At 65.8% G+C, this 23,660-nt stretch carries 17 protein-coding genes and 2 rRNA genes; 17 read left to right on the top strand and 2 right to left on the bottom strand.

Annotated elements, in window-relative coordinates:
* Window positions 1–256 precede the first annotated feature (256 nt).
* The 4 genes from BHD05_RS14705 (at window position 257) to BHD05_RS14690 (ending at window position 5,861) form a co-directional block, all read left to right on the top strand.
* Window positions 257–3,381, top strand: a 23S ribosomal RNA gene (locus BHD05_RS14705).
* Between the two features lie 105 nt (window positions 3,382–3,486).
* A 5S ribosomal RNA gene (rrf, locus tag BHD05_RS14700) occupies window positions 3,487–3,603 on the top strand.
* Window positions 3,604–3,717: 114 nt separating this feature from the next.
* A complete protein-coding gene (locus tag BHD05_RS14695) occupies window positions 3,718–4,869 on the top strand; it encodes a tetratricopeptide repeat protein (RefSeq protein ID WP_335920152.1) in 1,152 nt (383 codons plus the stop codon).
* Window positions 4,866–5,861 carry an HAD-IIA family hydrolase gene (locus tag BHD05_RS14690; RefSeq protein WP_161887093.1) on the top strand — a complete coding sequence of 332 codons (996 nt, stop codon included), beginning with the start codon at window positions 4,866–4,868 and terminating at the stop codon, window positions 5,859–5,861. The genes BHD05_RS14695 and BHD05_RS14690 overlap by 4 nt, the downstream gene beginning before the upstream one ends.
* Window positions 5,862–5,957: 96 nt before the next feature.
* Here BHD05_RS14690 and BHD05_RS14685 read toward each other — a convergent pair whose 3' ends face one another.
* Complete coding sequence (locus BHD05_RS14685; RefSeq protein ID WP_161887580.1) at window positions 5,958–7,262, bottom strand: ATP-binding protein; 1,305 nt, start codon at window positions 7,260–7,262, stop codon at window positions 5,958–5,960.
* Window positions 7,263–7,534: 272 nt separating this feature from the next.
* On the opposite strand from BHD05_RS14685, the gene BHD05_RS14680 reads away from it, so the two are divergent.
* The 12 genes from BHD05_RS14680 to mutM all read left to right on the top strand — a co-directional run bounded on the left by BHD05_RS14680 (window position 7,535) and on the right by mutM (window position 18,909).
* A complete protein-coding gene (locus BHD05_RS14680) occupies window positions 7,535–8,383 on the top strand; it encodes a nitrilase-related carbon-nitrogen hydrolase (RefSeq protein WP_161887092.1) in 849 nt (282 codons plus the stop codon).
* Window positions 8,384–8,406: 23 nt separating this feature from the next.
* Window positions 8,407–9,828: a dihydropyrimidinase gene (hydA, locus tag BHD05_RS14675; RefSeq protein WP_161887091.1), complete on the top strand. Its 1,422-nt coding sequence runs from the start codon at window positions 8,407–8,409 to the stop codon at window positions 9,826–9,828.
* A gap of 8 nt (window positions 9,829–9,836) precedes the next feature.
* Entirely contained in the window at window positions 9,837–10,853 is a 1,017-nt protein-coding gene (locus BHD05_RS14670; RefSeq protein ID WP_161887090.1) for a TIGR03842 family LLM class F420-dependent oxidoreductase, read from the top strand.
* A 16-nt stretch (window positions 10,854–10,869) separates the two neighbouring features.
* Window positions 10,870–11,742 carry an ABC transporter permease gene (locus BHD05_RS14665; protein ID WP_161887089.1) on the top strand — a complete coding sequence of 291 codons (873 nt, stop codon included), beginning with the start codon at window positions 10,870–10,872 and terminating at the stop codon, window positions 11,740–11,742.
* Window positions 11,739–12,560, top strand: a complete 822-nt coding sequence (locus BHD05_RS14660) for an ABC transporter ATP-binding protein (RefSeq protein WP_161887088.1) — start codon at window positions 11,739–11,741, stop codon at window positions 12,558–12,560. Before BHD05_RS14665 ends, BHD05_RS14660 begins: the two co-directional genes overlap by 4 nt.
* Window positions 12,557–13,315: an ABC transporter permease gene (locus tag BHD05_RS14655; protein ID WP_161887087.1), complete on the top strand. Its 759-nt coding sequence runs from the start codon at window positions 12,557–12,559 to the stop codon at window positions 13,313–13,315. Before BHD05_RS14660 ends, BHD05_RS14655 begins: the two co-directional genes overlap by 4 nt.
* Window positions 13,316–13,401: 86 nt before the next feature.
* Window positions 13,402–14,556 (top strand): ABC transporter substrate-binding protein, encoded by a 1,155-nt coding sequence (locus tag BHD05_RS14650; protein ID WP_161887086.1) that lies wholly within the window; start codon window positions 13,402–13,404, stop codon window positions 14,554–14,556.
* 75 nt (window positions 14,557–14,631) lie between these two features.
* Window positions 14,632–15,954: an aspartate aminotransferase family protein gene (locus BHD05_RS14645; RefSeq protein WP_161887085.1), complete on the top strand. Its 1,323-nt coding sequence runs from the start codon at window positions 14,632–14,634 to the stop codon at window positions 15,952–15,954.
* Between the two features lie 475 nt (window positions 15,955–16,429).
* A complete protein-coding gene (locus BHD05_RS14640) occupies window positions 16,430–17,011 on the top strand; it encodes a YceD family protein (RefSeq protein WP_236966567.1) in 582 nt (193 codons plus the stop codon).
* Between the two features lie 2 nt (window positions 17,012–17,013).
* On the top strand, window positions 17,014–17,217 hold the full coding sequence (rpmF, locus tag BHD05_RS14635) for a 50S ribosomal protein L32 (RefSeq protein ID WP_161887084.1): 204 nt from the start codon (window positions 17,014–17,016) through the stop codon (window positions 17,215–17,217).
* A gap of 49 nt (window positions 17,218–17,266) precedes the next feature.
* On the top strand, window positions 17,267–17,956 hold the full coding sequence (rnc, locus tag BHD05_RS14630; protein ID WP_202614236.1) for a ribonuclease III: 690 nt from the start codon (window positions 17,267–17,269) through the stop codon (window positions 17,954–17,956).
* A 2-nt stretch (window positions 17,957–17,958) separates the two neighbouring features.
* A complete protein-coding gene (gene mutM / locus BHD05_RS14625; protein ID WP_161887083.1) occupies window positions 17,959–18,909 on the top strand; it encodes a bifunctional DNA-formamidopyrimidine glycosylase/DNA-(apurinic or apyrimidinic site) lyase in 951 nt (316 codons plus the stop codon).
* A 20-nt stretch (window positions 18,910–18,929) separates the two neighbouring features.
* Here mutM and BHD05_RS14620 read toward each other — a convergent pair whose 3' ends face one another.
* The gene (locus BHD05_RS14620; RefSeq protein ID WP_161887082.1) at window positions 18,930–19,976 is read right to left on the bottom strand and encodes a GNAT family N-acetyltransferase; all 1,047 of its coding nucleotides are present in this window, start codon (window positions 19,974–19,976) and stop codon (window positions 18,930–18,932) included.
* Window positions 19,977–20,092: 116 nt separating this feature from the next.
* On the opposite strand from BHD05_RS14620, the gene smc reads away from it, so the two are divergent.
* The gene (gene smc / locus BHD05_RS14615; protein WP_161887081.1) at window positions 20,093–23,641 is read left to right on the top strand and encodes a chromosome segregation protein SMC; all 3,549 of its coding nucleotides are present in this window, start codon (window positions 20,093–20,095) and stop codon (window positions 23,639–23,641) included.
* The last annotated feature ends 19 nt before the right edge of the window (window positions 23,642–23,660 follow it).

Raw genomic sequence — 23,660 nt, 5'->3', positions numbered from 1 at the left:
TTGCACGCTGTTGGGTCCTGAGGGACCGGGCCGGCTTGTGTCTTCGGATGCGGGTGGGACTGGGAACTTTGGACCTTGTCGGGACAGACCGGTTGGTTTGGCCCGCGGGGTACCGCCCGTATTTTGAGAACTACACAGTGGACGCGAGCATCTTAGACTCGTGTGATGATCCCAGGGACTTGTCCCGGGGTGAATTGCGCGTGTCTTCATATGAAGATCTAGCAAATTTATTTGCTGGTTCTTTGTGTAATTTTGTCATCAAGTTTCTAAGTGCAAACGGTGAATGCCTTGGCATCTGGAGCCGAAGAAGGACGTATAAATCTGCGATAAGCCTCGGGGAGCTGATAATAGAGCTGTGATCCGAGGATTTCCGAATGGGGAAACCCCGCCAGGGGTTGTAAGACCACCTGGTGACTCCCGCCTGAATATATAGGGCGGGTAGAGGGAACGTGGGGAAGTGAAACATCTCAGTACCCACAGGAAGAGAAAGCAAAAGCGATTCCGTAAGTAGTGGCGAGCGAAACCGGAAGAGGCCAAACCGATCATGTGTGATAGCCGGCAGGCGTTGCATGGTCGGGGTAGCGGGACTTTTCAGCAGTTACTGCCGTGCTGCAAGGATTACAGCGCGATATAGACGAATGGGATTGAAAGCCCAGCCATAGAAGGTGCCAGCCCTGTAGTTGAAATGTCGTAATGGTCCGAGAAGTATCCCAAGTATCACGGGGCCCGAGAAATCCCGTGTGAATCTGTCAGGACCACCTGATAAGCCTAAATACTCCCAGATGACCGATAGCGGACAAGTACCGTGAGGGAAAGGTGAAAAGTACCCCGGGAGGGGAGTGAAATAGTACCTGAAACCGTTTGCATACAAACCGTTGGAGCCTCCTTAGTAGGGGTGACAGCGTGCCTTTTGAAGAATGAGCCTGCGAGTTAGTGATATGTGGCGAGGTTAACCCGTGTGGGGTAGCCGTAGCGAAAGCGAGTCTGAATAGGGCGATTCAGTCGCATGTCCTAGACCCGAAGCGAAGTGATCTATCCATGGCCAGGTTGAAGCGACGGTAAGACGTCGTGGAGGACCGAACCCACTTCAGTTGAAAATGGAGGGGATGAGCTGTGGATAGGGGTGAAAGGCCAATCAAACTTCGTGATAGCTGGTTCTCTCCGAAATGCATTTAGGTGCAGCGTTGCGTGTTTCTTGCCGGAGGTAGAGCTACTGGATGGCCGATGGGCCCTAAAAGGTTACTGACGTCAGCCAAACTCCGAATGCCGGTAAGTGAGAGCGCAGCAGTGAGACGGTGGGGGATAAGCTTCATCGTCGAGAGGGAAACAACCCAGACTACCAACTAAGGTCCCCAAGCGTGTGCTAAGTGGGAAAGGATGTGGAGTTGCGCAGACAACCAGGAGGTTGGCTTAGAAGCAGCCACCCTTGAAAGAGTGCGTAATAGCTCACTGGTCAAGTGATTCCGCGCCGACAATGTAACGGGGCTCAAGCACACCACCGAAGTTGTAGATTTCGCATAGTAGCCCGGCACCCTTTTGGGTGTCCAGGCGTGCGGAGTGGTAGGAGAGCGTCGTGTGGCGAGTGAAGCGGCGGTGTAAACCAGCCGTGGACGCCACACGAGTGAGAATGCAGGCATGAGTAGCGAAAGACGGGTGAGAAACCCGTCCTCCGAAAGAACAAGGGTTCCAGGGCCAGGCTAATCCGCCCTGGGTAAGTCGGGACCTAAGGCGAGGCCGACAGGCGTAGTCGATGGACAACGGGTCGATATTCCCGTACTGACGAAGAACCGCCCAAGCCAATCCAGCGATGCTAAGCATCTGAATCCCCTAGATGGATCCCTTCGGGGTGAAGCGTGGGGCCTAGCGTGCGACCCTATGCTGGTGCGGTTAGCGTATTAACAGGTGTGACGCAGGAAGGTAGCTGAGCCGGGCGATGGTTGTCCCGGTCTAAGGATGTAGGCCGAGAGAAAAGGCAAATCCGTCTCTCATTAAGGCTGAGACCCGATGGGTACCCCTCACGGGGGAAATCAGTGATCCTATGCTGCCAAGAAAAGCATCGACGCGAGGTTCTAGTCACCCGTACCCCAAACCGACTCAGGTGTTCAGGTAGAGAATACCAAGGAGATCGAGAGAATCGTGGTTAAGGAACTCGGCAAAATGCCCCCGTAACTTCGGGAGAAGGGGGGCCTGAGGCGTGAATGGACTTGCTCCAGGAAGCGCTGTAAGGCCGCAGAGACCAGTGGGAAGCGACTGTTTACTAAAAACACAGGTCCGTGCCAAGTCGCAAGACGATGTATACGGACTGACGCCTGCCCGGTGCTGGAAGGTTAAGAGGAACGGTTAGCCGCAAGGCGAAGCTGAGAATTTAAGCCCCAGTAAACGGCGGTGGTAACTATAACCATCCTAAGGTAGCGAAATTCCTTGTCGGGTAAGTTCCGACCTGCACGAATGGCGTAACGACTTCCCAGCTGTCTCAACCGCGAACTCGGCGAAATTGCACTACGAGTAAAGATGCTCGTTACGCGCAGAAGGACGGAAAGACCCCGTGACCTTTACTACAGCTTGGTATTGGTGTTCGGAGTGGCTTGTGTAGGATAGGTGGGAGACTGTGAAGCTGGCACGCTAGTGCTGGTGGAGTCATCGTTGAAATACCACTCTGGTCACTTTGGATATCTAACTACGAACCGTAATCCGGTTCTGGGACAGTGCCTGGTGGGTAGTTTAACTGGGGCGGTTGCCTCCCAAAAAGTAACGGAGGCGCCCAAAGGTTCCCTCAACCTGGTTGGTAATCAGGTGTCGAGTGTAAGTGCACAAGGGAGCTTGACTGTGAGAGTGACAACTCAAGCAGGGACGAAAGTCGGGACTAGTGATCCGGCAGTGGCTTGTGGAAGCGCTGTCGCTCAACGGATAAAAGGTACCTCGGGGATAACAGGCTGATCTTGCCCAAGAGTCCATATCGACGGCATGGTTTGGCACCTCGATGTCGGCTCGTCGCATCCTGGGGCTGGAGTAGGTCCCAAGGGTTGGGCTGTTCGCCCATTAAAGCGGTACGCGAGCTGGGTTTAGAACGTCGTGAGACAGTTCGGTCCCTATCCTCTGCGCGCGCAGGAAATTTGAGAAGATCTATCCCTAGTACGAGAGGACCGGGATGGACGAACCTCTGGTGTGTCAGTTGTTCCGCCAGGAGCACCGCTGATTAGCTACGTTCGGAATGGATAACCGCTGAAAGCATCTAAGCGGGAAGCCAGCTTCAAGATGAGATTTCCATACCTTCGGGTGAGAGGCTCCCAGCTAGACTACTGGGTTGATAGGCGGGATGTGGAAGCGAGGACTAAAGACTCGTGAAGCTGACCCGTACTAATAAGCCGATAACTTGATAACACCAAAAATTGGTGCTTGCGTCCACTATGTGGTTCCTGATCTACGGTCGGGAACTAGCACAAACGAACTATCGTTTGTCTGTTCACTTTGTAAATCAACAAGTGTTACGGCGGCCATAGCGAGAGGGAAACGCCCGGTCACATTCCGAACCCGGAAGCTAAGACTCTCAGCGCCGATGGTACTGCAAGGGGGACCTTGTGGGAGAGTAGGACACCGCCGGACTTAAACTAGCAACACGTGAAATGGCCACCCCGATGGGGTGGTCATTTTGCGTTAACGAGCTGGTGCGCGAGCATTGGCGTGCACATTACCTACATATCTAAACAGGAGATCCCAGTGAGCGATTCGGGCGACCGCAACAAGCGGCCAGGTGGCAAGCCAGACGGCGCGCGTTCCGACCAGAGCGGGCCCCGCCGGGGACAGCCGTCATCCGGTGGACCGAGGCGCGATAGCAGTCCCCGCCGGGGTCCCGATTCCTCTCCGGCGGGCGCGGGAGACCGCGGCCGTGTCGATCGCTCGGCCGGTAACCCGTTCCAGACCCAGCGCGGAGGCCGCGATACCGAGTGGGAGGACCGCGACCCCTATGGCATCAAGGCGGTACGCGACCGGCATGACGACCCCGAGATCCCGGATGATGTGAAGGCCGGGGACCTCGACCGCGGCGCGCGCACGCAATTGAAGACCCTCAGCAAAGAGAACGCCGAGGAGGTCGCGCGGCACCTCGCGATGGCGGCGCGCCTCATCGAGGAGAACCCCGCGCTCGCCCACCGGCACGCGGTGTCGGCTGCCCGCCGGGCCGGCCGCATCGCCGTCGTGCGCGAGACGCTGGCGATCACCGCCTACCTCACCGGCGACTTCGGGCTTGCCTTGCGGGAGCTCCGCACCTATCGTCGCATTTCCGGGAAGAACGATCAGCTCCCGATGATGGTCGACAGCGAGCGAGGGCTCCTGCGCCCGGACAAGGCACTCGAACTGGGTCGTTCCGTCGACCGGTTGACCCTGCCGGTCGATGTCCAGGTCGAGCTCGCGATCGCCATGTCCGGTGCGCGGCTCGATCTTGGCCAGCTCGACGCTGCCCTCTCCGAACTTGAGATCCCGCAGCTTGACGCCGATCTTGCGTTCTCGTGGAGTCCCGCGCTGTTCGACGCCTACGCCGCCGTGCTCGAGGACCTGGGCCGCACCGACGAGGCGGAGGAGTGGTACCAGCGATCCGATCGCGCGCAGGGCGCACTAAGCGCGAATGAGCAGAGCGACGACGACGAGACGATGGAGGTCGTCGAGGAGGAGCTCGAGTTTGAGGACGACGCGGAGTCAGATGTGGAGGCTGCCGAGGATATCGCCGTCGAGCGCTCCCACGCCGATGAACCCGCCGAGGGCGAGCGAGCCGACGAGGCGCCTGACGTCGAGCGCGCCCATGCCGACGCGCCTGCCGAGGGCGTCGACGTCGAGTTGCCCGACCCTGTCCGCCCCGGCGAGGAGCCGGCGTGAGCAGCGGGACACCGCTCGAGGGCGTCGACCTGCTGCTCGCTGACCTCGACGGAGTCGTCTACAAGGGGCCCCTGGCGATCCCATATGCCGTCGAAAGCATAAACACCGCCGCGAGCCGGATACGCGTGGGCTACATCACCAACAACGCCGCGCGTACCCCGGACTCCGTAGCTGAACACCTCTCCGGTCTCGGGCTCACGGTGCGGCCCGACGACGTTGTGACGTCGCCGCAGGCCGCGGTGCGCCTGTTGGCGGGTACTGTCCCCGCCGGATCCACTGTGTTGGTTGTCGGCGGTGAGGGACTCATCTCCGAGGTCGTGCGCGCCGGATTCGTGCCAACGACGAGCGCCGATGATTCGCCCGCCGCCGTCATCCAGGGCTTCCATCCCTCCGTCGGCTGGACCCAGCTCGCCGAGGCGGCGTTTGCGCTGCACACCGGCATCCCGTGGATCGCCACGAACACCGACTGGACGATCCCGGTCGCCCGCGGGATCGCGCCGGGAAACGGAACGCTCGTCTCCGCGGTGCACACCGCGGTCGGGCGGCTGCCCGTGGTCGCCGGCAAGCCAGAGGTGCCGATCTTCACCGAGGCGATGAGCCGATTCGGGGGAACATCCGCGCTGTTCCTCGGCGATCGGCTCGACACCGACATCCTCGGGGCGAACCGCGCGGGCATCCCGTCGGCTCTCGTGCTCACGGGCATCGACAGGGCTAAGCAGGTGCTCGCGGCCGACGCGAAGAGCCGCCCCACGTTCCTGCTCGACGACCTGCGCCAGCTGCACGGGCCGTACCCGCCGATCCTCGATGAGAGGGATGCGGCCGGCCGCACGGTGAGTGTCGGCGAGGCGGTCGTGCGCGTCAGCGGCAACGTCGTGAGCATCCGTTCGTTCGGGCCCCGACCGATCGACCTGCTTCGTGCGGGCGCAGCCGCGATCTGGGGCTCGGGCCGCGCGATCTACGGACTCGAAGTGCCGCCGGCCCTCTACGAATAGCCGCGAGTTGCCCACACATGTCAGGTTCGGGGCGTGTGAGGCCGCATTTGTGGGCGTCTCGTGTGGTTGCTGGCGTGATGGCCCCGTGCAGCCGCGCTACACGCGTGCGATCGCGTCGATGTCCTCGAGGAACTCCTGCGCCACCTCGGCGCTCACGGTCATGCGCGTCTCGGCGATGGCGCCAATGTAGTCACCGGTCGCCGGGCCGCGCCGCGCGTCCGCCCCAGCGGGCTCGTCATTCACGGCCTGCTCGTAGACGGCTTTTTCAAGCGCGCGCTGCGATGCACTGCGGGCGGCGAATTCGATGTCAGCAGGGGAGAACCCTGCGGAGCGCGCAACGAGCAGCTCGACGTCGATCTGCCCGACGACCGCCGCGGGAATGAATCGCCGCCACATTGCGGCTCGTGCCTCGGAGTCGGGCAGCCCGATCGGGATCACGTAGTCGAAGCGCCCGTGCCGGAGGAACGCGGAATCGAGTGCGCGGATGAAGTTCGTGGCGCACACGAGCAGGCGCCCGGGCTGGTCCCGGAACGCGGGGATGATCTTGAGCAGCTCGTTCGTGACCCCCTGGAGAGGCGATGGGGCGCCGCCTGAGCGCTGCGAGGCGATCTCCTCGACCTCGTCGATGAAGACCACCGCGTGCTCCAGTTCCGCGATCTCGAGGAATGTCTCCCGCAGCGCCCCCGCGAGCCCGTTCGGGTCGGCCGCGAGTCGGGACGGGAACACCTCGACGAAGGGCCACTCGAGCCGCGACGCGATCGCCTTCGCGAATGTCGTCTTGCCGGTACCGGGAGGCCCGAAGAGCACGACTGCCCGCGGCGGCACAACACCGAACTCCTCGGCGAGCTCGGCCTGGGCGAGCGGCAGCACGAGGCGGCGCTCGAGCAGCTCCTTCTCCCGCTTCATGCCGGCGACGAGATCCCACAGGTCGCGCGGCATGAGTCGCCCGCCGAGTTCGCTCAGTGGGCCCAGCTCCTGCCGATGCACCCGGATCTGCCGCTCGAAGTACCGCAGGTTCTTCTTCAGCTCGAACCCGTTGTTGAGGAACGCCTCGACACGGGTCTCGGTCTCGGGCATGAGCGCGGAGAGCTTGGTGAGTCCGTGGGGAGCCATCCGCTTCTCGATGGCAGCGAGTAGTGCCGCGCCGATCCCCTGCTCTCGCCATCCCGGCGAGGTAGCGAGAAACACGACCCAGCCCTGATCGTGGGCGGCGCGGGCCACCGCGGCGCCGACGACCTCGTCGCCGTGCATCGCGACGACTGCGTAATCCTTCTCGCACGAGGCAAGCACCTCAGAGAGTGCGTACACGGGCTCGACGCCGGTCGCCTTGATGATCTCCCACAGGTGCAGGATGCCGTCGAGGTCGGCCGTGTGGAAGTCCCTGATGCGCCAGCTCGCCATGAGCGTCCCCCATCCGTCGTCGTTGCCGCTCGTGCTTCGAGCATCATCCCACGTCATTGGTCGCTGTCAGCCGAGTGGGAGGCGTCCTCTCAGGCGATGGAGATCGGCAGTTGCGACAGCGGCGTGCACGCCGGGTCTCGGCCGGGCCACGGCGCGGCTCTATGCACTAGCCCAGATGAGCCGTAGGTTTTACGCCAACGTCATTGTTGGAAACGATTCCGAAATGTGAGCGTCTGACAATGACATCACGCGCTCAGACCAGGAGGCCCACCTTGACCGTTGTACGTGCAGCACTGACCCAGACCACCTGGACCGGTGACAAGGAATCGATGATCGCCAAGCACGAGAAGTTCGCGCGCGACGCGGCCGCCCAGGGCGCGCAGATCATCTGCTTCCAAGAGCTGTTCTATGGGCCCTACTTCGGCATCATCGAGGATGCCAAGTACTACGACTACGCAGAGTCGATCCCCGGTCCCACCACGACACGTTTTCAGGCGCTCGCGAAGGAACTCGGCATCGTCATCGTGCTGCCCATCTATGAAGAGGCCATGCCGGGCGTGTACTACAACACGGCCGTCGTGATCGACGCCGACGGAGAGAACCTCGGCAGCTACCGCAAGCACCACATCCCCAACCTCGACCGCTTCTGGGAGAAGTTCTACTTCCGCCCCGGCAACCTCGGCTACCCCGTCTTCAACACCAGGGTCGGCAAGGTCGGCGTCTACATCTGCTACGACCGCCACTTCCCCGAGGGATGGCGTGAGCTCGGGCTGAACGGCGCCGAGATCGTCTTCAACCCCTCGGCCACAAAACCGGGGCTGTCGAACCGCCTGTGGGAGCTGGAGCAGCCCGCTGCGGCCGCCGCCAACCAGTACTACATCGGAGCGAACAACCGGGTCGGCACCGAGACCGAGGAGTTCGGCGACAAGGCCGTGACCTTCTACGGGTCGAGCTACTTCGTCGATCCGCGCGGCAACTTCGTCGGCGATATCGCGAGCGAGGACCAGACCGAGACCGTCATCCGCGACCTCGACCTCGACGTCATCCGCGAGGTGCGCAACAACTGGCAGTTCTACCGGGACCGCCGCCCGGACTCCTACACCGCCACCGTCGCCCCGTAACCGCCAGCTGCAAGGGAGCAGTAATGACAACCACCCTCATTCGTGGCGGGACCGTGGTCACCGCCACCGGCCGCAGCCAGGCCGACGTGCTCGTCGATGGCGAGACAATCGTCGCGGTGCTCGCGCCCGGCTCGGTCGTGCTCGGCACCGACCTCAGTCGCGCGGTGCACACCGTGATCGACGCGACCGGCAAATACGTGATCCCCGGCGGGATCGACGCGCACACCCACATGGAGCTGCCGTTCGGCGGCACGGCGGCATCCGACACCTTCGAGACCGGCACGAGGGCCGCCGCCTGGGGCGGGACGACGACGATCATCGACTTCGCCGTGCAGACCTACGGGCAGCGCGTCATGGACGGTCTCGCCACATGGCACGAGAAGGCCAGCGGCAACTGTGCGATCGACTACGCGTTCCACCAAATTGTCGGCGATGTGAACGAGGACTCTCTGCAGGCCTTGGAGTCGCTTCCCGACGAGGGCATCACGAGCTTCAAGATGTTCATGGCCTACCCGGGCGTCTTCTACAGCGACGACGCGCAGATCCTGCGCGCCATGCAGGTCTCGGCCCGCACCGGGATGATGACGATGATGCACGCCGAGAACGGCCCAGCAATCGACGTGCTCGTCGGCCAGCTGCTCGCCCAGGGCAAGACCGACCCCTATTACCACGGCGTCGCCCGCGCCTGGCAGATGGAGGAGGAGGCGACCCACCGGGCGATCATGCTCGCAAATCTCACCGGCGCCCCGCTCTACGTCGTGCACGTGAGCGCCAAGCAGGCCGTCGAGCAGCTCGCGGCGGCGCGCGACGTAGGCCAGAACGTGTTCGGGGAGACCTGCCCGCAGTACCTCTACCTGTCGCTCGAGGAGCAGCTCGGCGCGCCCGGATTCGAAGGCGCGAAATGGGTGTGCTCCACGCCACTGCGATCGAAGGCCGAGGGGCACCAGGCGCACATGTGGCAGTCGTTGCGCACCAACGACATCCAGATGGTCTCCACCGACCACTGCCCGTTCTGCATGAAGGGCCAGAAAGATCTGGGCCTCGGCAACTTCTCGAAGATCCCCAACGGTATCGGCTCGGTCGAGCACCGCATGGACCTGCTCTATCAGGGCGTCGTCGATGGGCAGATCAGCCTCGAGAGGTGGGTGGAGATCACCTCGACGACCCCCGCCCGCATGTTCGGGCTCTATGGCAAGAAGGGCGTCATCGCCCCGGGAGCGGATGCCGACATCGTCATCTACGACCCGAACGGCCACACGAGCATCGGGTATGAGAAGACCCACCACATGAACATGGACCACAGCGCGTGGGAGGGCTTCGAGATTGACGGGCACGTCGACACGGTGCTCTCCCGCGGCAAGGTGGTCATCGACGACAACCAGTACCTCGGAGCCAAGGGTGACGGCCAATTCGTCAAGCGCGGCCTCAGCCAGTACCTGATCTAAGGAACACAGTGGATTTCGGAGCAGTAATTCAGACCACCCCGCCCGCCTCGCGCACCGTGCACCTCGCAAAGCTCGCGGAGCAGTACGGGTTCAGCCACGTGTGGACCTTCGACTCGCACCTGCTCTGGCAGGAGCCCTATGTGATCTACAGCCGCATCCTGGCCGAGACGAACCGTGTCATCGTCGGCCCGATGGTCACCAACCCGGCGACCCGCGACTGGACCGTCACAGCATCCACCTACGCCACCCTCAACGAGATGTACGGCAACCGCACCATCTGCGGCATCGGCAGGGGCGACTCGGCCGTGCGCGTCACGGGAGGCGCCCCGACCACGCTCAGGACGCTGCGCGAGTCGATCCACGTCATCCGCGAGCTCGCCAACAGTCGCGCGGTCGAGTACAACGGCGCGACCGTGCAATTTCCGTGGAGCGTCGGGTCGTCGCTCGAGGTGTGGGTCGCCGCCTACGGGCCGCTCGCCCTCAAGCTCGCGGGCGAGGTCGGCGACGGCTTCATCCTGCAGCTCGCCGACCTCGACATCGCCGCGTGGATGATCACGACGGTGCGGGAGGCCGCGGAGAAGGCCGGCCGCGACCCAATGGACGTCAAGTTCTGCGTCGCCGCGCCCATGTACATCGGTGACGACATCGATCACATGCGCAACCAGACGCGCTGGTTCGGCGGGATGGTCGGAAATCACGTGGCCGACATCGTCGCCAAGTACGGCGCCAATGGCTCCGTACCGAAGGCGCTCACCGACTACATCGAGGCGCGTGAAGGGTATGACTACAACCAGCACGGACTCGCCGGCAACACCCACGCCGACTTCGTGCCGGACGAGATCGTGGACCGCTTCTGCCTGCTGGGCAGCGCCGAGCAGCACATCGAGAAGCTGAAAGCCCTGAGGGAGCTCGGCGTCGACCAGTTCGCCGGCTACCTGCAGCACGACAACAAGGAGGAGACCCTGCGCGTGTACGGGGAGAGCGTCATCCCCGCACTCAAGGAGAAGATCGTGGCCAAGGCATGACGGGGCCGTGCGCGGGATGACCGGTCTGGCCAGGCGCATCGGGCTCGGCGCGCTCGCGATCGTGCTGCTCGGGGTGATCTGGGAGCTCTACAAGGCCGTCGGTCCCGCCGAGGGGGTCGATGTGGCCGGGCTGCAGCTGCTGCCGCGCACCACCGACCTCGCAATGCCCCACATCTGGGACATGATCGCCCGCGCACTGGAGCCCGTGAACTCGTCGGAGGGGTCGCCGCCCGTGTGGACCTCGGTGCTGCTCGCCGGCCTCTCAAGCCTCGGCACGGCATCCGTTGGCCTGCTCATCGGCTCGATCGTCGGCTTCGGGCTGGCGCTGCTCATGCAGCGGTTCCGCGTCGCCGAGTCGGCGGTGCTGCCGTGGCTCGTGCTCAGCCAGACGGTGCCGCTCATCGCCCTCGCCCCGCTCATCGTCAGCTGGGGTGGCCGGGTGCAGATCGGAACCTTCGAGTGGGAGCGGTGGATGTCGGTGGCCGTGATCGCGGCCTACCTCGCGTTCTTCCCCGTGGCAGTCGGTGCGCTGCGCGGCCTCCAGTCGCCCGACGAGATCAACGTGGAGCTGTTCCACGCCTACGCGACCGGGTGGTGGGCGACCCTGATCCACCTGCGGCTTCCCGCGAGCGTGCCGTACCTACTGCCGGCGCTGCGCCTCGGCGCGGCATCCGCCATCATCGGCACCGTCGTCGCCGAGGTGTCCACGGGTGCCAAGGGCGGCATCGGCCGCCTCATCATCGAATACGCCCAGTCGGGATCGAGCGACCCGGCGAAGGCCTACTCGCCCATCGCCGTCGCCGTGATCATGGGCCTCGCCGCGGCGGCAATCGTCGCGCTCGCCGGAGCGACCCTGAAGCGCTATCGCAGAAACGAGGTGACCGCATGAGCCACGCCATCGCCGTTCAGGTGAGCGACGTCACGAAGACCTTCCCCGTCAAGAAGGGCGACGGGGTCACCGCGCTCGACGAGGTGAGCCTCACGGTGAAGGCGGGCGAGTTCGTCTCGCTGATCGGGCCGTCCGGATGCGGCAAGTCGACGCTCCTGCGCCTCATCGCCGACCTCGACCAGCCGACGTCCGGAGCCGTAACCGTTTTCGGCAAGCCCGCCCACCAGGCCCGGCTCGACCAGGACTACGGCATCGCGTTCCAGAGCGCGGGGCTCCTGCCGTGGCGCACCGTCGAGGCGAACATCGAACTGCCGCTGCAGCTGCACCGGGTGCCTGCGGCGACGCGGCGCGCGCGCGTCGCGGAGCTGATGGCTCTTGTCGGGCTGTCCGACTTCGCCGCCAACTTCCCCGACCAGCTTTCCGGAGGCATGCAGCAGCGAGTCGCGATCGCGCGGTCGCTCGCGGAGAGCCCCGAGCTGCTGCTCATGGACGAGCCGTTCGGCGCGCTCGATGAGATGACGCGCGAGCGCATGCAGACCGAGCTCGTGCGCATTTGCGCCGAGACGGGCGCCGCCGTCGTGTTCGTCACCCACTCGATCCCCGAGGCGGTGTTCCTCTCCGACCGTGTAGTGGTCATGTCGCCGCGGCCGGGCCGCATCCGCGAGATCGTCGACGTCGCCCTCGGCGAGAAGCGCGGCGAGACGCTGCGCGAGGAGGACAGCTTCTTCGAGGGCGTCACGCGGGTGCGCGAGGCGCTGCACGGGGCACCGACCGAGACGCGGCCGGATAACGCTGTGCGGGGAGTGGACCTGCGATGAGATCCGCGACCCTGCGTTTCGTGCTGCCGCCCGTGGCACTCGGGCTGGTCGCCCTTGTCGCCTGGGAGCTGCTTGTCATTCTGGGCGACATCCAGCCCTACCTCCTGCCCGCTCCGACGGCGATCCTCACGCAGCTGGGTCTCGTGCTGCCGGTGCTCTGGACGTCGTTCCTCGCAACCGGCGCCAACGCGCTCATCGGACTGATCGCGGGGGCGCTGCTGGCCATCAGCATGGCCCTGCTCGCCTCCCGCCTCAGCTTCATCGACGAGCTGCTGACGCCCGTCGTCGCTGCGATCGCCGTCGTGCCGATCGTGGCCCTCGCCCCCGTGCTCACCACGATGTACGGGGCGACGAGTGAAACGCCGCGCCGGGTCATCGTCGCGATCGTCGTCTTCGTCCCCGTGTTCATCAATACCCTGCGCGGGCTCCGCCAGGTGCTGCCGGTGCACCGCGACCTCATGCGCGCCTACGCGGCATCCAACTGGCAGATCAGCCGCACCGTCACGATCCCCGGCGCACTGCCCTACGTATTCACCGGACTCAACATCGCGTCGTCGCTCGCCGTGATCTCGGCGATCGTCGCGGAGTACTTCGGCGGGCTGCAGAACGGACTCGGCTCCCGCATCACCTCGGCGGCGGCCAACAGTGCTTACCCGCGAGCCTGGGCGTACGTGTTCGGCGCCATTATTCTCGGCGTCGTGTTCTATGCCGCGACTCTCGCGATCGAGAAAGCCGTCTCGCGCCGCGCCGCGTGAACCCCCGACGTCCCCCTGTCGACGGTGCCGGGGTGGCCTGAAAGAAGCAGTCACCAGCAAATCCGACCAGCACGAAGGAGAAGAACATGAAGCACAGCACGCGCGTGTGGATGGGAGCGGCCGCGATGGTCGCCACCTCGGCACTATTTCTCAGCGGATGCAGCGCCACCACGGACGAGACGCCGGAGGCGGGCGGCGGCGACGGCGGGCTCACTCCCGTGACCCTGCAGCTGCAGTGGTTCGCGCAGGCGCAGTTCTCCGGCTATTACGCGGCCCTCGACCAGGGCTACTTCGAAGATGAGGGCCTCGACGTCGAGATCGTCGAGGGCGGCGTCGACATCGTTCCGCAGACCGTGCTCGCCGACCAGCAGGCCGACTTCGCGATCGCCTGGGTGCCCAAGGCGCTCGCCTCGATCGAGCAGGGTGCCGGCATCACCGACATCGGCCAGATCTTCCAGCGCTCCGGTACCCTGCAGGTCTCCTTCGCGGATGCCGGCATCGACACCGCCGCCGACCTCGAGGGCAAGAACGTCGGCAACTGGGGCTTCGGCAACGAGTTCGAGCTGTTCGCCGGCATCACCGAGGCCGGCCTCGACCCGACGACCGACGTCACGCTCGTGCAGCAGCAGTTCGACATGGCCGCGTTGCTCGCCGGCGACATCGACGCAGCCCAAGCGATGACCTACAACGAGTACGCGCAGGTTCTCGAGACGATCAACCCAGACACGGGCGAGCTCTACCAGCCGGAGGACTTCACCGTCATCGACTGGAACGACGAGGGCACCGCGATGCTGCAGGATGCGATCTGGGCCAACGCCGAACGCCTCGAATCCGACGAGGAGTACCAGGAGACCGCGGTCGCCTTCCTCAAGGCCGTCATCAAGGGCTTCGTCTACGCGCGCGACTTCCCGGAGGAGACCGCCGAGATCGTCGTCGGCGCCGGCTCGCAGCTCGGCTCGAGCCACCAGCTGTGGCAGACCAACGAGGTCAACAAGCTCGTCTGGCCCTCGCCCGACGGCATCGGCGTGATCAACGAGGATGCCTGGGAGCAGACCGTCTCGGTCGCCAAGACCGCGAAGAACCTCGAGGGCTCCACGGTCATCACGACCGACCCGCCGGAGAACGCCTACACGAATGAGTACATCGAGCTCGCGCTCGCAGAGCTCACAGAGGAGGGCATCGACGTGACGGGCGAGAGCTTCGAACCGATCGAGGTCACCCTCAATGAAGGCGGCAAGTAGCTCCACCAATTAGGGTGAGCGGAGGCCCCTTCCTCGGGGCCCCGCTCACCCCTGGATCTCACCGAAGGAACGACCATGAGCACGACGATCGACCCGGCAGACGGCACGCTCGCATACGACCTGGACCGTGCCCACGTGTTCCACTCCTGGTCGGCGCAGGCGGCGCTCAAGCCCTTCGTGATCGCCGGGGCGCTCGGCTCGACGCTGTGGGACTACGACGGCAAGGAGTACCTCGACTTCTCGAGCCAGCTCGTCAACATGAACATCGGACACCAGCATCCGAAGGTCATCCAGGCCATCAAAGACCAGGCCGACATCATCACGATGGTCGCGCCTCCGCACGCGAACCTTGCCCGCGGCGAGGCTGCCCAGCGCATCCTCGCGCGGGCGGGATCGAGCTTCGGGAGCGTCTTCTTTACCAACGGCGGGGCGGATGCGAACGAGAACGCGATCCGCATGGCGAGGCTCACGACGGGCCGCGACAAGGTGCTGTCGACTTATCGCTCGTACCACGGCAATACCGGCGCGGCGGTCGTCGCGACCGGCGACTGGCGCCGCGTGCCCAATGAGTATGCGCGCGGGCACGTGCACTTCTTCGGGCCGTTCCTCTACCGCTCGGAGTTCTGGGCGCAGACACCCGAGGAGGAGTGTGCCCGCGCGCTGCACCACCTCGAGCGCGTCATCCAGGCCGAAGGCTCGTCGTCGATCGCGGCGATCCTGCTCGAGAGCGTTCCCGGCACCGCCGGCGTGCTCGTACCACCGCCCGGGTACCTCGCCGGCGTGCGCGAGCTGTGCGACAAATACGGCATCCTGCTCATCTTCGACGAGGTGATGTGCGGCTTCGGCCGCACGGGAGAGTGGTTCGCCTTCCAGGGCTTCGACGTCGTCCCCGACCTCATCACCTTCGCCAAGGGCGTCAACTCCGGCTATGTGCCAATCGGCGGCGTCGTCATCTCCGAGACGATCGCGCACGAGTTCGACACCCAGGTGTTCCCCGGCGGGCTCACCTACTCCGGCCATCCGCTTGCCGCAGCGTCAATCGTCGCATCGATGGACGCGATGGCCGACGAGGGCATCATCGACAACGCGCGGATGATCGGAACGGACCACCTCGGTCCCGGACTCGCCGAGCTCGCCGCCGCACACCCGCTCATCGGCGAGGTGCGGGGGATGGGCGTGTTCTGGGCGCTCGACCTCGTCTCGGACCCCGCCACCCGCGCACCGGTCTCGGCAGCGGTCATCGGCGAGCTGAAGGGCGAGCTCATGAAGCGCGGCCTGCTGCCGTTCGCCGCCGACAACCGTATTCACGTGGTGCCGCCCTGTGTCATCACGCCCGACGAGGTCGCGCGCGCCCTCGCCATCTACGACGAGGCCTTCACCGCCGTCGAGGCAGTCTGACCCGCGGGGGCACCGTCGCCACGGTCGGAACCGGCTGCGCCAGCATCCGCGAGTCGCCCGAATATGCCGGGTAATCGGGGTTGAAGGCGACATATCCGGGCGAGTCGCGCGCAGATTCCGAAGTTGGTGACAAGCGTGTGCGTGACTCTGGTGAATGTGCGGATGCCGCCGTCAGGTGCCCGTATTTGTGGATGCCGGATGCCGGATGCCGGATGCCGGATGCTGGCGAGCGCACTTTCTCCCGAGTTGTGCACCACTGGGTGGAGCGACGCGCACGGACCGGCGCTCCCGCGGGTCGAGTGCGATTCCGAAATCCCAGGGTCGCGCTGTCGCGACAGTCGGAATTGGCGGCGACAGCATCCGCGGTTCGCCCGCTTATGTCGCGTACGTGGGGTTGGAGGCGGCAGATCTGGGCGACTCGCGCACAGATTCCGTCGCAGCACGGCGCTCCCGCGGGTCGAGTACAATTCCGCAAGTGTCAAACAACGTGAAATCGCCCTACGCCGTCCAGGTGTTCGACCTTCTGCACCGCCCGGGGGAGATGCGGGAGCGAGAGCTCGACATCACCGTTCCCGAGGGGTTCGGCAATGCCGTCATCGGCGTGCCGACGGGGGCACAGCTGCACATCGACCTGCGGATGGAGTCGCTGCACGACGGTATTCTGGTGAGCGCCGAGGTCGACGGCGAGGCCGTCGGAGAGTGCGTCAGATGCCTCATCGAGATGCGCATTCCGCTCGAGGTCGAATTGCAGGAGCTTTTCGCGTATTCTCAAGACGAAGCTTTTGAGTACGAGGTTCAAGACGACACGATAGATCTTGAACCAGTAGTCAGGGACGCGGTAGTGCTTTCACTACCGTTTCAACCGGTCTGCCAAGAAGATTGCCTCGGCCTGTGCCCCCAGTGTGGGGTGCGGCTTCTTGATAACCCGGGTCACGAGCACGAAGCACCCGTCGATCCTCGATGGGCGGCTTTGGCCGGACTCGCGGGTGAGACCGGGGAATCCGCCGAAGATGTTGATGGTGCCGAGAATAACGGCGCCACAGAGGAAAAGAGATAGTCATGGCCGTACCGAAGCGCAAAATGTCACGCGCCAGCACCCGCGCGCGCCGCGCCCAGTGGAAGGCCACGCCTCCCACCCTCGTGAAGACGATCGAGAGCGGCAAGGTTGTCTACAGCCTCCCCCACCGCGCTCGCGTGGTCGAGGACTCGACCGGCACGCCGCTGTACATGGAATACAAGGGCCGCAAGGTCGCCGACGTCTGACCCGGCGAGACACGAGTCTCGCGGGGTGGATAAGCCTGTGGGAGAGAGTGTGTCACGTGATCGCGCGAGCGATCTCGCGTCGCAACTAGCGGTGGATGTCAACGCCGAGCTCCTCGAGCTCGCGCTGACACACCGCTCTTTTGCGTACGAAAACGGTGGTGCGGGCCACAACGAGCGCCTCGAGTTCCTCGGCGACTCGATCCTGGGCCAGGCAGTGACCGTCATGCTGTACCGCGAGAACCCGACCCTCGACGAGGGCGAGCTGGCCAAGAGACGGGCCAGCCTCGTGTCGAGCGTCGCGCTCGCTGAGGTGGCGCGCGCGATCGGGCTCGGCCGCTACATCCGTCTCGGCCGCGGCGAGGAGCTCACCGGGGGCCGCGACAAGTCGTCGATCCTCGCCGACACGGTCGAGGCGGTCATCGGCGCAACGTACCTCTCGGCCGGACCGGAGGAGGCGACCGCGCTTGTCATGCGCCTCATCGCGCCCCTCATGCTCGACCCCGACAGGTTCGGGGTGTCGATGGACCCCAAGACGAGCCTGCAGGAGCTCTCCGCGCGGCTGGGGCGCGGCATCCCGCGCTATACGGTGACCAACAGCGGACCCGACCACTCGAAGCGATTCCTCGCGGCGGTGGCGCTCGGCGACGAGGCCCCCATCGCAACGGGCGAAGGCACGAGCAAGAAGTACGCCGAGATGGCCGCGGCGCGCGACGCCTGGGCCACGCTTTCGAGCCTCTGACTGTGCCCGAGCTCCCCGAGGTCGAGGTGGTGCGCGCCGGGCTCGAACCCGCGGTCACCGGCGCCACGGTCAGCGCCATCACGGTGTTCGACGACCGTTCCCTGCGGCGCCACGCCGGCCCCGCCGAGGATTTCGTGTGGCGGATGACCGGGCGCACAATCCTCGGGGCGGTGCGGCGCGGCAAGTTCCTCTGGCTGCCCCTTGACGCCCGTCCGGAGGCGACAGAGCCCGCCGCAGCATCTGCCGGGGAGGCTCTTGTCGCCCACCTCGGGATGTCCGGGCAGGTGCTCCTGCGCGATCGCGACACGGACGACCCGCTCACCCGCATCCGCCTCGAGCTCGACCACCCCGTGCACGGGCCGCTGCGGCTCAACTTCGTCGACCAGCGCATCTTCGGCTCGATGGCGATCGACGAGCTCGTTCCCACGTCGGATTCGCGGCCCGGCGGCTACTCGGGAGCGGAGGTCGACGGCTCGCCGCCGTGGCCGGCGCCGCTCCTGCCGAGCAAGGTCGCGCACATCGCCCGGGACCCGCTGGACCCCGCCTTCGACGACGCGCGATTCCTCGCCGCGCTCGCGCGCCGGAACACCGGGATCAAGCGCGCCCTGCTCGACCAGTCGCTGGTCAGCGGGATCGGCAACATCTACGCCGACGAGTCTCTCTGGGCGGCGCGCATCCACTTCGATCAGCCGACCAGCCGCCTGACGCGGCCGAAGGCGAAGCTGCTACTTGCCGAGGTGCGGCTCGTGCTCGGGCGGGCGCTGGCCGAGGGAGGCACAAGCTTCGACGCGCAGTACGTCAACGTCAACGGCGCATCCGGCTATTTCTCCCACTCGCTCAACGCCTATGGCCGGCACGGGCGCGACTGCCCGCGCTGCGGACGGCCGATCACCCGCGAAGCCTTCATGAACCGAAACTCCCACTTCTGCGCCTTCTGCCAGCGCGTGCGCTGACGCAGCACAGCCCCGGTTCCTCAGAGGTCGAGCCGCCACGTGCCGGGGTAGCCGACCGCCAGGAAGCCGATCCTCTCGTTCACCTCGAGCATGTGCCGGTTCTCCTCCGCGTTCCAGGTGTAGATGCACGGATGCCCAGGCGCCAGCTCCTGCAACCGCGCGTGGTTCGCAAGTTTGACGACGAGCCCGAGGCGGTGTCCCCGATGAGACTTCAGCACGATCGTGTCGTTCTGGAACACGGGGCGGTGTGGCTCGGCCGGCACCGCGAGGTTGGTGAACCCCGCTAGCCGGTCGGATCTGTCGTGGCGGACGGCGGTCGTGAGCCAGAGGCGCCCCTCCGTCTCATTGAGTGCGTCCTTGCGGCGCACCCTCTCCTCGTCCCACAGCTCCGGCTGCCAGTCTGTCTCGCCCAGGGGTGGGTCGGTGCTCATGGCGGCGTTCAGCACGGCGAGATCAGCGAGGCGATGCTCGGGCGTCGCACCGGCCCAGGACTCGAGCGAGTAGCCCGAGGGCAGGGGGAGGCCGGCCGCGGCGGCCGGCAGCGTCAGGCGGCTCATCCGTTCGACCTGCGCGAGGCGGTAGCCGCGCGAAAGCAGGAAGCGGGCACCGGCGTCCTCGCGTGGCACCGAGCCGTACCCGGTCGGGGAGTCAAGTCGCGGACCAGTCACGTCGGCCCGGTGCAGGGTGAACGCCTGCAGAATCGTTCGACCCTCGCCGATGGCGATCGCGGCGACCGTGTCGTAGAGCGCAGCCCCGATGCCACGTCGCCGGTGCGAGGGAGCCACCTCGACCTCGAGCCACGCGGACCTGACCTCGTCACCGGTCTGCGCCTCGTGCACGGCCCGGCCAACGATGCGGTCGTCGACCCTCGCTACGAATAGCCGCTTCGGCTCGTCGGTGTCCTGCCAGGCGGGCAGCAACTCCCGCGGTGTGCAGGCGAGGTCGAAGCTGCCAGCGGTGTCGGCCTCGATCTCGTTGCGCACACGGGTCATCTCCACGAAATCACCGGCGTCCGCGTCGTCGACGGATGCCGGGATCGTCAGTTCCTCGATCGTGAGCCTGCTCATGTCGCACCCTCCTGAGGACGAGGTCTGGCAAATAGCCTAGCGACCTGCCCGTCGGCGGGGGAGGTCTCGGGTACCGTAGTGCCTGACGGCCCACCGGGCGCAAAGGAGAACGCCGCGTGCACCTGAAAAGCCTCACGCTCAAGGGGTTCAAGTCCTTTGCGCAACCCACGACCTTCGCCTTCGAGACCGGCGTCACGTGCGTCGTCGGGCCCAACGGGTCGGGCAAGTCCAACGTCGTCGACGCCTTGGCCTGGGTTATGGGGGAGCAGGGTGCCAAGACCCTCCGCGGCGGCAAGATGGACGACGTCATCTTCGCCGGTACCGCAACGAAGGGCCCACTCGGCCGAGCCGAGGTCATCCTCACCATCGACAATGCCGACGGCGCTCTGCCGATCGAGTACTCCGAGGTAACCATCAGCCGCACCCTCTTCCGCAGCGGCGGGAGCGAGTACGCCATCAACGGCCAGTCCTGCCGGCTGCTCGACGTGCAGGAGCTGCTGAGCGACTCCGGCCTCGGCCGCGAGATGCACGTGATTGTCGGGCAGGGGCAGCTCGACTCCGTGCTGCGGGCGAGCCCGGAAGACCGGCGTGGATTCATCGAGGAGGCCGCCGGAATCCTCAAGCACCGCCGTCGCAAAGAGAAGACGATCCGCAAGCTCGACGCAATGCAGGTCAACCTCACCCGGCTGAGCGACCTCGCGGGGGAGATCCGCCGCCAGCTCAAGCCGCTCGGACACCAGGCCGAGATCGCCCGCGAGGCGCAATCCATCGCGAGCATCGTGCGCGATGCGCGAGCGCGAATCCTCGCCGACGACGTCGTGACCCTCCGCGCATCCATCACCCTGCAGAGCCGCGGGGAGAGCGAACGCAAGACCGAGCGCATCGTGCTGCAGGAGCAGCTCGACCAGGCGCGCCTGCGCCAGCAGCGGATCGAGCAGGCCCAGGTCGGCGACGCCGTCGACGGCGCCCGTCGCGTCGCGTTCGGCCTCGAGTCGGAGCAGGCCAGGCTACGCAGTCTCTACACGCTCGCCAACCAGCGCCTCGCCCTTCTCGGGCAGCAGGCCCAGTCGCCGGAATCGACGATGGGGGTGTCGCCGCAGGCGATCGCCGACGCCAGGGACGAGGCCGAGCGCCTGCGGGAGCAGATCCAGGCATCCGAGGCTGCCTGGCGCGACGCCACGGGGGTGACGGCGGCGGCGCGGGCCAACCTCGATGGACTTGACGAGCACATCGCGGCGCAAAGCGCCCTCGTCTCCCGGCACGACCTCGAGGTCTCAGGGCTCGCCGGGCAGGTCGAGGCCGCCGGCTCGCGGCTCGCCGCCGTGCGTGGAGAGGTGCTGCGACTGCAGAACGGGCTCGACGCCGCACGCACCCGGATCCAGTCCGCGAGCGCGGAGTTCGCGTCGCTCGAGGCGGACGCCGCCGCCGTCGATTCCGGCGAGACGAACCTCGACACCGAGTACGAGACCGCGCTCGCCGAGGTCGGCCAGGCGGAGGCCGAGATCGACCGCCTGCGCGACGAGCTGCACACACTTGAGCGCGAACGCGACGCTCTCGCGGCCAAGGCGGGAGCGTTGTCGAGCGCGCTCGGCCAGAAGGACGGCTCCAGCGACCTCGTCGCGGCGAAGCTTGCCGGAATCCGCGGCCTCGTTGCCGAGCACGTGCAGGTGGCGCCGGGCTACGAGGAGGCCATTACGGCAGCACTCGGTTCGCTCGCCGATGCAGTGCTCGCCGACAACAGGGAGGCCGCGGAGAACGCCCTCTACCGGGCCCGGGCGCGCGAGATGGGACGAGTCGAGATCCTCCTCGCGGATGCCGGGACCTTCGGCGGCACCGCCGATCCGATGCTCCCCCGGGGAGCCGTCACCGCCGCGAGCGCGGTGACGGCTCCCCCGGGCGTGCTCGGAATCCTGTCGCACTTCATCGTCGCCGACGACCTGGGTGTCGCCCGCGCCGTCTGGTCGGGCTTCGACGGGGCCAGCAAGGACCAGTACACCGTGATCACGAAGTCGGGCGACGTGTTGAGCCAGTACGTCATGCGCGGCGGGTCGGGATCCAAGCGGTCGCGCATTGAGCTCGTCGCTGAGAGGGACGCCGCCGCCGCCCGCCTCGACGAGGTCACCTCGCTCATCGAGCGCGCCCGCTTCGCGCTCGCCGAGCAGCGCGGCACCGTCACCGTGGCCAAGCAGCAGTCCGCCGCAGCCCTGTCCGCGCTGCGCGAGTTCGACTCGCGGCTCGCGGCACGCACGCAGAAGATCAACCGGGCCCGAGTGCAGGTCGAGGCCGCGCAGGCGGAGGCGGAGCGCCTCGACAAGGGCCTCGCGCCGTCCATCACCGCGGTGGCGGATGCGGAGGCCGCACTCGCGGCCGCGAAGCACTCCCACGACGAGGCATCCTCGCGCCCCCGCCCGATTCTCGACGTCGCCGCGCGGGACGCACTCTTCGACGAACTCGAGTTGGCAAGGGAGAGTGAGGTGGAGGCGAGGCTGCAGGTCGAGACAGCACGCGAGCGGGTGCGTGCCGAGGAGCTGCGGGCCGAGGCTCTGCAACGTCAGCTCGAAGCGGAACGCACACAGGCCGAGGAGGCCGCGCGACGCGCCGTCATCCGACGGCGCCAGGTGGCGTCCGCCGAGGCCGTACTGGCGGCGCTGCCCGCGGTGCTCGACGCCGTCGATCGCTCGGTCTCCCAGGCCCGAGTCGAACTCGCCGCGCGGGAGGCGGAGAGGTCGGAGCAGAACGAGGAGCTCTCCGCGTTGCGCCGTGACGAGTCGGGGCTCCGAGAGCGGCTCCACGCCATCAGCGAGGACGTCCACGGCCTGGAGATGCAGCTCTACGAAAGCAAACTGCACCTGTCGACGCTGCTCGAACGGTCCGGCAACGAGCTCGGCCTCGTCGAGGAGGTGCTCGTCGACGAGTACGGACCGCAGCACACGGTTCCGGTCGACGTGGCGCACGATCGGGAGACGCCGGAGGCAGTTCCGTTCGTGCGCGGCGAGCAGGAGCAGCGCCTCGTCCGCGCCGAGCGCAAGCTCGCCCAGCTCGGACGCGTCAACCCGCTCGCCCTCGAGGAATTCGAGGCGCTCGAACAGCGCCACCGGTTCCTCACCGAGCAGCTCACCGACCTCACCAACACGCGCAAGGACCTACTCACGATCATCGACGAGATCGACGACAAGATGCAGCACATCTTCGCGTCGGCCTTCGACGACACACGCGACGCGTTCAACGAGGTCTTCCCGATCCTTTTCCCCGGCGGCACAGGAAGTATCCACCTGACCGATCCCGACAACCTGCTCACGACAGGCATCGAGGTGAGTGTGAAGCCAGCCGGCAAGAAGATCGAGCGCCTCTCGCTGCTCAGCGGCGGGGAGCGGTCGCTTGCGGCTGTCGCGCTGCTGATCGCGATCTTCAAGGCGCGCCCCAGCCCGTTCTACATCATGGACGAGGTGGAAGCAGCCCTCGACGACGCCAACCTCGGACGCCTCCTCACAATCTTCGAGGACTTGCGGGAGACCTCGCAGCTCATCATCATCACCCACCAGAAGCGCACGATGGAGATCGCGGATGCGCTCTATGGCGTCTCCATGCGCGCCGATGGAATCAGCGCCGTCGTCGGGCAGCGTGTACAGCGGGAACCGGACGACGAGGAGCGCGCGGCAAGCTGAATCTGTCGCACAGATATAG

Origin of the sequence: Marisediminicola antarctica, from assembly GCF_009930795.1 — a bacterium.
GTDB lineage: Bacteria > Actinomycetota > Actinomycetes > Actinomycetales > Microbacteriaceae > Marisediminicola > Marisediminicola antarctica.
The sequence above is the reverse complement of the archived record's forward strand: the minus strand, read 5'-3'. Positions and strand labels throughout refer to the sequence as shown.